Annotated in this window: 7 protein-coding genes; 3 read left to right on the forward strand and 4 right to left on the reverse strand. The window is 58.7% G+C overall.

Annotation, left to right across the window (positions count from 1 at the left end):
* The first annotated feature begins 52 nt into the window (after positions 1–52).
* Together lplAB and CVS29_RS10305 are read left to right on the forward strand one after the other, a co-directional pair.
* Entirely contained in the window at positions 53–1,135 is a 1,083-nt protein-coding gene (gene lplAB / locus CVS29_RS10300; RefSeq protein ID WP_110106207.1) for a lipoate-protein ligase LplAB, read from the forward strand.
* Positions 1,114–2,199 (forward strand): tellurite resistance/C4-dicarboxylate transporter family protein, encoded by a 1,086-nt coding sequence (locus CVS29_RS10305; protein WP_110106208.1) that lies wholly within the window; start codon positions 1,114–1,116, stop codon positions 2,197–2,199. The genes lplAB and CVS29_RS10305 overlap by 22 nt, the downstream gene beginning before the upstream one ends.
* Here the strand turns inward: CVS29_RS10305 and pepN are convergent.
* From pepN to glgC, 4 genes are all read right to left on the reverse strand, one after another.
* Positions 2,196–4,835 (reverse strand): aminopeptidase N, encoded by a 2,640-nt coding sequence (gene pepN / locus CVS29_RS10310; RefSeq protein ID WP_110106209.1) that lies wholly within the window; start codon positions 4,833–4,835, stop codon positions 2,196–2,198. The two genes, CVS29_RS10305 and pepN, sit on opposite strands and share 4 nt — an antisense overlap.
* Positions 4,836–4,937: 102 nt before the next feature.
* Complete coding sequence (locus tag CVS29_RS10315; RefSeq protein WP_110106210.1) at positions 4,938–6,023, reverse strand: YeiH family protein; 1,086 nt, start codon at positions 6,021–6,023, stop codon at positions 4,938–4,940.
* A complete protein-coding gene (locus CVS29_RS10320; RefSeq protein WP_110106211.1) occupies positions 6,017–7,456 on the reverse strand; it encodes an SDR family NAD(P)-dependent oxidoreductase in 1,440 nt (479 codons plus the stop codon). The genes CVS29_RS10315 and CVS29_RS10320 overlap by 7 nt, the downstream gene beginning before the upstream one ends.
* Entirely contained in the window at positions 7,453–8,898 is a 1,446-nt protein-coding gene (glgC, locus tag CVS29_RS10325) for a glucose-1-phosphate adenylyltransferase (RefSeq protein WP_179442397.1), read from the reverse strand. Before glgC ends, CVS29_RS10320 begins: the two co-directional genes overlap by 4 nt.
* Before the next feature lie 107 nt (positions 8,899–9,005).
* Here glgC and glgA point away from each other — a divergent pair, with 107 nt between their 5' ends.
* Positions 9,006–10,205, forward strand: a complete 1,200-nt coding sequence (glgA, locus tag CVS29_RS10330) for a glycogen synthase (protein WP_110106213.1) — start codon at positions 9,006–9,008, stop codon at positions 10,203–10,205.
* Positions 10,206–10,404 lie beyond the last annotated feature (199 nt).

Consider the following 10,404-nt stretch of genomic DNA (forward strand, 5'->3'; position numbering starts at 1 on the left):
GCGGGCCCTGCCTTTTTTGCGCTTCCCCCCGCCAGCTTGGGAAGATAGAGCCATGGCTTCTGAACTGCACGGTGAAAATTCTGAACTGCATGGTGAATATAAGGTCCACGGCGGCAAATTGGTGGTGGTAGATTGCCGCGTCATTGATGAGACGCTAGCGGATGTACACGTCAGCGGCGACTTCTTCCTGGAACCTGACGAGGCACTTGATGACATCAACGCCGCGTTGAACGGCTTGCCTGCCAACCTTTCTGCCGATGCGCTGGCAAATGCCATCACGGCAGCACTGCCCCCGGAGGCCGTGCTCTTTGGTTTCTCCGCCCAGGCCGTAGCCATCACGCTCCGCCGGGCGCTGACGAAAGCAACGAGCTGGCTCGATCACGAGTGGGACGTCATCGCCCCAACCATTTTGCCAACGGCCCTCAACGTGGCATTAGATGAGGTATTGACGGAGGAAGTGGGTGCGGGGCGCCGCAATCCCACCCTGCGCTTTTGGGACTGGGACGAGCCATCCGTGGTGATTGGCAGCTTTCAGTCCGTGCGCAACGAATTGGAGCCGGCCGGCGTCGAAAAGTACGGTATCAAGGTGGTGCGGCGGGTCAGCGGTGGTGGCGCCATGTTCATGGAGGCCGGAAACTGCATCACTTACTCCCTGTACGTGCCCCAGACGTTGGTGGACGGGCTGAACTTTGAGGACTCCTACAAGTTCCTTGACGCATGGGTTTTGGCCGCCCTTGAATCCATGGGAATTGAGGCGTTTTATGTGCCCCTCAATGACATTGCCACGGGCAAGGGCAAGATTGGTGGTGCAGCCCAGAAACGGCTCAGCAATGGCGCCATGGTGCACCATGTGACAATGAGCTATGACATTGACGCAGACAAAATGGTGCAGGTGTTGCGGATTGGCAAGGAAAAACTTTCGGATAAGGGAACCCGCTCGGCCAAGAAACGGGTGGATCCGCTGCGCCGCCAAAGCGGCATGAGCCGGCAGGAAATTCTAGAACGCATGGCGGCAACGTTTAGCGCGCGTTATGACGCCCGCCCAGCCCTGCTGACCGAGGCGGAACTGGCGGAAGCAGCACGCAGGGTGGAGAGTAAATTTGGCACAGAGGAATGGCTGAACCGGGTTCCATGAGTGCCCTTGCCCGTGTGAGCTCCCGTATCAAGGGTGCCTGGCCCAATCAGCCACCAGCGGCCTTTGCCTTTGTCATGGCTACCGGCATAGTCTCCTCGGCTCTACTTGATGCGGGATGGGGCCTAGCTGCAAGAGCACTGCTGTGGATGGCCGTTGGCGCTCTTCTGGTGTTGATTGTTGGACTGGTGGGCAGATTAGTGATCCATACCAACGCCGCCGTGATTGACTTCCGTGACCCCCACAGAGGTTTCGGATATCTGACCATGGTTGCGGCCATCAACGTGGTGGGTGTGGGTTTCCACCCCGTGGCGCCAGCCGTCACCTGGGTCATGGCTGCCATGAGTATTCCCTTGTGGCTTTTTCTGGCCTATGGTGTGCCGCTGTCCATGATGCTGCGCACCGAAATTGGTGAGACGTTGCGCCCACGCCTGCTGCCCGTGGATGGGACCTGGTTCCTGTGGGTGGTTTCCACCCAGTCACTGGCCATGGTGGCGGCGTCCCTGGCCACCGGTGGCAGTCAAGTACGGTTCCTAAGCGATGCGGCGGTGGCGTTTTGGGGCATTGGCATCATGCTTTATTTGACGCTCACCACCCTCGTCATGCTACGTCTGCTCACGGGCGGTGAGAACCATGGCGGGATTGTGCCCACCAACTGGATCTTCATGGGGGCCACGGCCATCACCGTCCTGGCCGGTTCTATGATCTTGCACCTGCCAGCAGAGGTGCCCGTCATCCACGTAGCCGGCCCCACCGTGGGCGGCATCAGCTATCTGCTGTGGGCTTTTGGCTTGTGGTGGGTTCCCCTTTTGGTGGCCTTCGGTTTCTGGCGGCATGCGGTGCGGCGCGAACCCCTGCGCTACTCAACGGCGCTGTGGTCCATTGTGTTTCCCCTGGGCATGTTCGCTGTGGCAACCTACCGTTTTGGCACGGTCAACCACATGCCCCTTGTTGCCTGGCTGGGAAACGTGGCCACGTGGACGGCCGTGGCAGCCTGGCTTGCAGTTCTTCTCGGCATGACGCTGACCTTTATCCGCTGGGTGCGGCGTGGGAATCCCGCCGGTTAGGCCCCAGCCTGTGCCCTTAGCGCACGGAGCATTTGGTCCCGCTGTTCCAGCACAATTCTACGTAGCCCTGCCGGGGCATCCGCATGCCCGGCCAGCCACGTGTCCGTGCGGTGCACCACGGGATGGTGTTCCGGGCTGGTGCCGGCGGCCAAATCCTGGCGCGAAGGGAACAACCCGCCCACAATGCGCCCGGCAATTTCAAGGCTCCGACTACGCCATACAGCCTCAATAGACTGGAAGTAGGGCTCAGTGAACGGCGCCAACAACACGGCCTCACCCACCATGAAACCTGCGATCGTGGCACTGAGGAGCTCGTTGCTCAGTTCCTTGCCCTCCACAGCCTCCGCCCAGCGCTCTGCTTTAAGTTCAGCGACTGGCAGAGCTGCGACGGCGGCACAATGGTTGGCCCGGTGTTCCGCCGTGGTGTCCTGTGCCAATTCGGCATCCAACTCGGCGCGCGTAGCATTCCCGCGCGCGGCAAGTTGTTGCCACAGCAGCCAGCGCAAGCTCCCATCCACTACAAGACCCGGCGGCACGTTCACCCCAGCCAGAAGTTCCCGGCTGCGCTCATTGAGCTCATCGCTGCCCCGGCCCAACAAGGCCAGCGTACGGGCCCAGACCAGCTGTTCATCACTGCTGGGGGCGGCTTGCTGTAGGAGCTGTTCGAGACCGGAATGCAACAGTTCCCCAGCCCCGTCACGGTCACGGATGGGGCAGAAGTGTTCAAGTGCGTACAGGGCATTCTCTGCCAGGGTTTGCAACAAGCTGGTATCGGCCTCGCCACCAGCATGAGCCACCACCGTACGCAGATACACGGCTGCGGGCAACAGGGCATCCCGTGTGGCGTTCCACAACGCAGACCAGACAAGGCTGCGGGCCAATGGGTCAACTATGCGGCCCACCCCCGTCAGCGCCGTGCTCAGTGAGCCGGCATCCAACCGAACCTTGGCGTAGCTCAAGTCCCCATCATTGAGAAGGACCAGGTCAGGGGCAGGGCACCCTGTGGCCTCTGGCACCTGCGTCTTAGCGCCCACCACATCGACGGCGAACGAGGCGCTCCTGACCAGGGCACCGGCGTCGTACGTGAAAAAGCCAACGTCAAGGCGGTGGGGGCGCACGGCCACACTGCCGGTCAACGGATCAAAGGCTGTTTGTGTGATGGACAGTGACGTCACGGCGCCCTTGTCAACATCCAGATCCGGGACCAGCGTGGACATGCCCGAGGTGCCAAGCCACTGGGCTGCCCAGGTCTGAAGGTCGCGGCCCGATGCCTTGCTGAGCGGGACTAGCAGGTCCTGCAGCGACGTGTTGGCGTATGCGTGGTTCTTGAAATACTCGCGAGAGCCGGCGATGAAGGCCTCCCTGCCCACGTACGCCACGAGTTGCTTCAACACGGAGGCACCCTTTGCGTAGGTGATGCCGTCAAAGTTGGACTTGGCGGCTTCCAGATTCGCGATGTCAGCGAGGATGGGGTGTGTTGTAGGCAGCTGGTCCTGAGTGTAGGCCCAGGCCTTGCGACGGCTGGCGAACATGGTCCAGGACTTCTCACCCCAATCGGTGGCCTCCGCAACTGCGAGGTGGCCCATATAGTCGGCAAAGGACTCCTTCAGCCACAGGTCATCCCACCACGCCATCGTGACAAGATCGCCAAACCACATGTGCGCCATCTCGTGCATGATCGTATTGGCGCGTTGCTGATACGCGGTGTCTGTGGCGCGGGAGGAGTACAGATAGGCCTCGGTGAGAGTCACCAGACCAGGGTTTTCCATGGCGCCGAGATTGTATTCGGGCACAAACGCCTGATCATACTTGCCGAAGGGGTACGGATAGTCGAAGAGCTCGTTGAAGTATGCCAGCCCGGACTTGGTCACCGCAAAAATGGCCTCGGTATCAAAGTGGCTCGCCAGTGACGCCCGGCAATAAGCGGCCAAGGGGATGTTCATCTGCAGGCCGGCATGACTGCTCTCGGGAGAGAAAACCATGGAGAAATGATCTTCTGCCTTGAAGTACGGTCCGGCCAGTACGGTTGTAATATATGTGGAAATCGCTAAGGTGGGGGCAAAATCCCAGCGGCTTAGCTCAGCGCCCGCCGCTGTCTTTGTAGCCACTGTCTTGTTGGCCACGGCTTGGTTGGATGCCACCAGCCAATGCGCTGGTGCCGTGACATGGAAGGTGAAGGGGGCCTTCAGATCGGGTTGCTCAAAATTGGCAAAAACGCGGCGGGCGTCAGCCGGCTCGTATTGGGTATAGGTGTAGGTTTTACCGTCCGCGGGATCCACAAACCTGTGCAGTCCCTCGCCGCTCGTGGAGTAGGCGGCCGTGGCGCTCACCACTACCTCGTTCTGGGCGGCTAGGGCGGGCAGGATAATCCGCGCCCCGTCAACCACCTCGGCTACGGGTAAGTGGTGCCCGTTCAGGATCACCGATTCAACAGATAAACCTATGAAGTCCAAGAAAGTGTGTGATGCTCCGGGGGCGGACATGTCAGCCGCGAAGCTAATAGTGGTTCGGCTCGCGAAGCCAGGAACGGCAAGGTCTTCCGCTTCGCTAAGATCCAGTGCTACATCGTAGCCATGGACGGTGAGGAAGGACTTCCGGAGGGCGGCTTCACTACGCAAAAGATTTTCATTGGACACCAATTCATTCAATCATGTACCGCCACCAAAGCAAGCACGGACTAAAGGAAGCTGGGCGTCCAAGGCCACGAGGCGCCCAGTGTATCAAGACACCCAAGGATGTTAGGGGGTCATCAGGTGCACGGCGCCAAAGGCCAACGCTGCAATAAGGGCCCAGGCGCACATGGCCATGGCGGTTGCGCGCAGTCCGGTAGCCAACAGGTCCCGGACCCGGACGCTGGAACCCAGTCCAAAGAGTGCAGCACCCAAGGCAATGTCTTGAGCCAGGGCGCCCCCTTCAATGACGCTCTGCGGCAACCAGCCCGTGGTTCGAATCGCGGCCAGCAGAAGGAAGCCCACCACAAACAGGGGCACTACGGGCGGAAACCGGGTAGCCTTCGCCGTGCTTGTATCCGTTGGGGCTGCGTCTGAACGGCTTTGATGTGCTGCCAGCTCACCCTTCTGGCGGCGGCGTTCCACACCCCCGGCTACTCCCACAATAGGTGCCAGAAGCACTACGCGCGTGAGCTTGATAACCACGGCCGCACTGAGCGCAACGTTTCCCGCCGTCTGTGCCGTCGCCACCACCTGTCCCACGTCATGAACGCCAGCGCCCACCCATTGGCCAAACTGCAGCGCGGAGAGACCCAGAGGATGCATCAGCAGCGGCAGTACACCAATCGCCAGTGTTCCACACAGTGTCACAAGGGCCACTGGCAGCACCGTGTCTTCATGTTTGGTCCCCTTGACAGCGGCCATGGCGCCGATGGCGGAAGCTCCACAGATGGAGAAGCCGGTGGCAATCAGAAGAGGTAGATCGCCGGCCAGCCTAAAAAGCTTCCCCAAAGCGTAGGTGCCAGCAAAACTGAGCAGCACCACAGTAACCACCAGTGCAACACTGAACCAGCCCAGATCCATGATGTCTCCTAGGCTGAGCTTCAGACCTAAAAAGACGATTCCCACGCGCATCAGATGCTTCCCGGCAAAGTTCAACCCGGCGCGCCACGGTCCTTGGCACAGTGTTGAGGTGCCTGGGAGGTTGACGGCGGCAATGCCCAGTACCACTGCTACCGTCATGGCTGGCAGCATCGGTATCAGGGCATGAACAACCAAAGAGAGCGCCACGGCCGCAAAAGCTACAGCCATTCCAGGCCCCAGCTTCCGTATGCCGTCCCCTAAGGCTTGCCGGCCGGCGTCGGGCTTCACCATGGGCTGGGCTTGTAGTCCTTGAGGAAGACACCGTATTGGTCTTCGCCAGATTCGCCCATGACGATGGGATCATAGACTCGGGCAGCTCCGTCCACCAGATCTAGTGGCGCGTGGAAGCCTTCCTCGGCCAGGCGAACCTTGGTGTAGTGCGGGCGTTCGTCAGTGATCCAGCCGGTATCAACTGCCGTCATCAGAATGCCGTCGGTCTCCAGCATCTCCTGGGCGCTGGTGCGGGTCAGCATGTTCAATGCGGCCTTGGCCATGTTGGTGTGCGGATGGCCCGGGCCCTTGTAGGCACGGGAGAACTGGCCCTCCATGGCGGAGACATTAACAATGTACTTGCGGTGGGCTGCGGAAGCCTGCATGGCCGGGCGAAGACGCGAAACCAGCAGGAAAGGTGCCGTGACGTTGCAGAGCTGGACTTCAAGCATTTCCAACGGGTCCACCTGGTCCACTACCTGGGTCCAGCTGTTGATTGCCGCCACATCAGGAACCAGGCCTCCGGCGTCGATGGCTGTGCCTGCCTCGATGCGATCCAAAGAGGCCGAGCCCATGGAGAGCGCCAAAGCGGCAATTTCATTGCCAGCCAGTTGCGGGTGTTCCATCATCTGGGTGGCCAGGGCTAGCGGATGTTTGTCGTGGGCATGGCCAAATGTGACCAGTTCTGGCATGGGGGAGTCGGTGGGCAACTCCTCAAGTTCAGCGTCAACGAGCGGTTTGTAGGCGTTGCCGGAGCGGCGAACTGTCTGTGCAGCATTGTTGATGATGATGTCCAGCGGGCCGGCTTCGTTGAGGGAATCAGCCAGGGCCACAACCTGGGTTGGATCACGCAGGTCTATGCCGACGATGCTCAGGCGGTGGAGCCATTCGCTGCTGTCTTCCATGGCGGCGAAGCGGCGGGCAGCATCCTTGGGGAAGCGAGTGGTGATGGTGGTGTGGGCCCCGTCGCGCAAGAGGCGCAAGGCAATGTACATACCGATTTTTGCCCGGCCTCCCGTGAGGAGGGCGCGTTTGCCGCTGAGGTCGGTCCGCGCGTCGCGCTTTGAATGGTTGAAAGCGGCACAGTCCGGGCACAGCTGGTGATAGAACGCGTCTACCAGGGTGTAGTGCTGTTTGCAGATGTAACACGGGCGGGAACGCAGAAGCGTTCCCGCCGTGTCACCAGTCGTTGAGGGTTTGAGCTTGTTGCCCCGAGTCTCATCGTCAATGCGATCCGGCGCCGCGGTGGCGGTCAACGCGATCACTGCCTTGTCGGCGTCGTTGATCGCATCACGCTTGACCACTCGACGGTGCCGTTTGACTGCCTTGAACATTTTTCCTGTAGCTCGGCGAACCGAAACATAGTCAGGGTGCTCTTCGTCGTAGACATGGATGGACTCCAAAACCTTAAGACAATTCTGGATCTCTTCAGGGGTTAATTCGGGGGCGCTCACCCATCAATGCTAGCCTCTCCGTCATATGACATTGACCCAGCATGAACGGGGGTGATGGCAGAAAGTTGATTCTCCACTATTTTCATTGCCGTCTCCTCGGACAATTGATTCCTGTCGATGGCGATGGCGAGTGCCTCGGGCAGCTCTGCCGCCGCTTCTAGAGCGAGTTTTCTTTCATGCTCGTCAGGCGGCGAAACGAACTGTCCCTTGCTCAGGACCGTGAGCCCGGACTCGGTGATGGTGAAACCGCGAGCCCTGTCCAATTCGACGTCTACACCGATCGTTGCTCCGGCTGGGATCTTGACGTTCTTATCAATGATGGCGCGGCGTATAACAGCGCCGGCGCCAACCGATACCCGATCCATGAGCACAGATTCCTGTACCCGTGCACCTGCGGCTACAAAGACGTCGTTGGAGAGGACAGAATTCTCCACTACACCGCCGGAGACCACAACGCCAGGGGCGACTATGGAATCCAGAGCTGTTCCCACCGAGTTCTGTTCCCCGCGGACAAACTTCGCCGGTGGAGAGGTTGTATTACGCGTGAAGATAGGCCATGCCCTGTTGTACAGGTTAAAGATCGGCATGGGAGAAATCAGATCCATATGCGCGTCATAGTAGGAATCAATGGTTCCTACATCTCGCCAGTAGTTCCGGTCCCGGTCAGTGGCATCAGGGATGTCATTAGTGGAGAAATCGTAGACGTAGGCCTCATCTCGGCTTACGAAGTACGGGATGATGTCCCCGCCCATGTCATTCTTTGTGTTTTCCTTGAGCGCGTCCTGTTCCAGGGCTTCGACAAGGGCATCTGCGTCAAAGACATAGTTTCCCATGGAAGCAAGGAACTGGTCAGGGGCATCCATCAGCCCCGGAGTCGATTCAGGTTTCTCCACAAAGGCTGAGATCTTGTGGGCGCCAATTGCCCCGTCAATGGGGGTTCCATCAATTTCGATGACACCAAATTGGTCAGCCATCTCCAAGGGCTGGCGCACGGCGGCAACTGTTGCGCGGGCGCCAGAGGCGATGTGGCTTTGGACCATTTGTTCAAAGTCCATGCGGTAGACGTGATCGGCTCCCACCACCACCACAATATCGGGCTCAGCATCGCCGATGAGGTTCAGAGACTGGTATATGGCGTTGGCACTACCTAGGAACCAGCTCTTACCACGGCGCTGTTGTGCGGGAACGGAGGCAACATAGTTACCCAATTGTGTTGACATGCGCCATGTTTCCGAAATATGACGGTCAAGGCTATGCGATTTGTATTGTGTCAACACCACAATTTTGAAATACCCTGAATTTGCCAAATTAGACAATGCGAAATCGACTAACCTAAATCCGGCGAAGGGAACAGCCGGTTTAGCGCGGTCAGCTGTCAAGGGCATTAACCTTTTACCCTCACCACCTGCTAAGACGATCGCCAGAACCTTCTTGACTGACATGATTCAACCTCCGACAGCTTGTATGGTGCACCTCGCGGTGGCCTGATCTGCAGGTCACAACAACTTCACACTAGAACAAATGTGTCCCGACAGACTACCTTGTTAGTGTGCGTATCGACATTGTGACAAAAGAGTTTCCGCCCGAGATTTACGGTGGGGCCGGCGTGCATGTAGCCGAGCTCAGCCGTGTCTTGGCAGCCAAAGCAGATTTGCATGTGCATGCCTTTGGAAAGGAACGGGACAAGGACTTTCATGGCGCAAATGTGACGTCATATGAGAATCTTCCTGAACTTTCACAAGCAAATGCCGCAATACAAACATTGGGTGTTGATTTACGGGTTGTTTCGGCCATCGCAGGCTCAGACCTGGTCCATTCACATACCTGGTATGCGAACATGGCGGGCCATATTGCTGCGCTTTTACATGATATCCCGCATGTTCTTAGCGCCCACAGCCTCGAGCCGTTACGGCCCTGGAAGGCTGAACAATTGGGAGGCGGTTATGCCGTTTCCTCGTGGGTTGAAAAGACTGCTTACGAATCGGCAGCAGCGATCATCGCTGTATCAGCGGGCATGCGAGCAGACATCTTGCGCAGCTATCCCGATGTAGATCCGGCCAAAGTGAAAGTCATTCACAACGGTATTGATGTGGCTCAATGGCAGCGGGACGAGGAAGACGGATTTGTCCGCTCGCTCGGTATCGATCCAGACCGGCCCAGTGTGGTGTGGGTAGGGCGGGTAACGCGTCAAAAGGGCGTGCCCTACCTGTTGAAAGCGGCTGCGTACCTGCCGCCCGAGGTTCAATTGGTGCTCTGTGCCGGCGCTGCTGACACCCCGGAGCTCGGGGCTGAAGTCAATGAGCTCATTGACGGTCTCAAGGCTCAGCGCGATGGCGTCATCGTCATCGAGCGCATGTTGCCGCGTGCTGAGCTGATTCAAGTTCTCAGTCACGCGACTGTGTTTGCTTGCCCGTCCATCTATGAACCCTTGGGAATTGTGAATTTGGAGGCCATGGCGTGCGGTGCTGCCGTGGTTGCCAGCGCCACGGGCGGCATCCCAGAAGTTGTGGCACACGGCGAGACAGGTTTGCTGGTTCCTCTCGAGCAGGTCAGTGATGGAACTGGAACACCGCTGGACCCGGAAAAGTTTGTTGCTGATTTTGCCGCAGCCATGATCGAAGTCGTCAACGATCCTGCTCGGGCACGTGAGATGGGAGAGAAGGGCCGTCAGCGGGCCAGGGATAACTTCTCTTGGGAGTCAATTGTGGAGCAGACTCTCGATGTTTATAAGAGCGTTCTTCCAGAGTAGTAGTTGTAGCTAAGTTGTAGCTAAGACAGAGAAGGCCCGGTCAATGACCGGGCCTTCTCTGTCTTCTTACGGCGGTTGTGGGGCTGATCTGGCATTTTTGGTGATGCGGCCGTGCTGTGGCTTAGTTGGTGTTTTTTGGGAGGCCGTGGTGGTAGTTGTTGCGGCGTTTGGTTTGGGTGGGGTCGATGGTGAAGGGGGG

The organism is Arthrobacter psychrochitiniphilus, from assembly GCF_003185915.1.
GTDB classification, from domain to species: domain Bacteria; phylum Actinomycetota; class Actinomycetes; order Actinomycetales; family Micrococcaceae; genus Specibacter; species Specibacter psychrochitiniphilus.